Origin of the sequence: Burkholderia sp. HMSC10F09 (assembly GCF_001806955.1) — a bacterium.
In the GTDB taxonomy this organism is placed as follows: Bacteria; Pseudomonadota; Gammaproteobacteria; order Burkholderiales; family Burkholderiaceae; genus Burkholderia; species Burkholderia multivorans.
The window spans coordinates 1-1,299 of sequence record NZ_KV786672.1; the positions used below are offsets into that span (position 1 = coordinate 1).

At 65.5% G+C, this 1,299-nt stretch carries 1 protein-coding gene and 1 pseudogene; both read right to left on the reverse strand.

Features of this window, described 5'->3' with window-relative positions; all coding sequences use genetic code 11:
* Positions 1-111 precede the first annotated feature (111 nt).
* Complete coding sequence (locus HMPREF3115_RS11635) at positions 112-1,152, reverse strand: GlxA family transcriptional regulator (protein ID WP_006401212.1); 1,041 nt, start codon at positions 1,150-1,152, stop codon at positions 112-114.
* Between the two features lie 20 nt (positions 1,153-1,172).
* Positions 1,173-1,299: pseudogene (locus HMPREF3115_RS29040) on the reverse strand (histidine/lysine/arginine/ornithine ABC transporter ATP-binding protein); the annotation flags it as partial.

Below are 1,299 nucleotides of genomic sequence, written 5' to 3' on the forward strand. Positions count from 1 at the left end.
GTAACCGCCGCCCCGCGCAGGGGCGACGCTAATAGACCGACACGACGACAGGTGCTTCAAGCCCAACGCAGGCGCACCACCCGCAAGCCGACGCGCACGCCCCCGAAGCCCTCAATCCTTCCCGCGCTCGACGAGCGCCCCCGCCCGTGGTTCACTGCCGCCGCCCGTCTGCTTCTCGAGCCAGGCCCGCCGATCCTCCCGCGGCGTCACCCCGAACCGCTCCCGATACGCATTGGAAAAGTGCGCGGCCGAAGAAAACCCGCATGCGAGGCTGACTTGAACGACGGACTTGCTGGTCCGCTGCAATTGAGTCCGCGCCTTGAGCAACCGTAGATTGAGGTAGTACTTCGAAGGCATCGCGCCGAGATACTGCCGAAAGAGCCGCTCGAGCTGCCGCCGCGACACACCGACCAATCCCGCGATTTCATCGGTCGTCAGCGGATCCTCGATATTCGCTTCCATCAGCAGCAACGCATCGTTGAGCCGAGGATGCCGCTCGCCCGGCGCAGTCACGAACGGAATCCGCTGTCGCTCCTCGCCGCTGCGCAGCGTACCGGCCCCGAGCGCATCGGCAATCCGCTCCGACAGCTCCGGCCCATGCTCGCGGCCGATCATCGCCAGCATGAAATCGACAGTCGCCTGCCCGCCGGCACACGTCGCCCGATCGCGATCGATCTCGAAGATCTGCTGCGTGACGATCGATCGCTCGAACTGCTCGGCAAACTGCTGATACGTCTCCCAGTTCACGCTCACGCGATAGCCGGACAACTGCCCCGCCATCGCGAGCCACCACACGCCATGGTGAATCCCGCTCACGAGCGGCGTGCGCTGCCCAACCCGCGCCAGACTCGCGAGAAACAGCCGGTAATCGGCAAACTGCTGAAAGCGCTCCGAAATCACGATCAGCCAGTCGCACGCAATCGCATCGTTGAACGCCGCATCGGCATGCCATTGCGCACCGCCGGCAAGCGGCACCGGCCGCCCGTCCCACGAACACACCTGCCACCGGTACAGCAGCCGCCCGTCGATCTCGTTCGCCAGATGCAGCGCATCGACGATCGGACCCACGCCCGACATCGACACGGGCGGCAATGCAACGATCGCCACCTGCGTCGTGCGGGTGGCGCCTGCGGGACGAGACACCGGTACCACGAAGCGAACCTGCGCGCGCGTTACTTCAGACTGCCCGACAGGAATTGCTTCAGGCGCTCGCTCTGCGGCCGCACCAGCACCTCCTTCGGATCGCCCTCTTCCTCCGTACGCCCCTGATGCAGGAACATCACGTGGTTCGAGACGTTG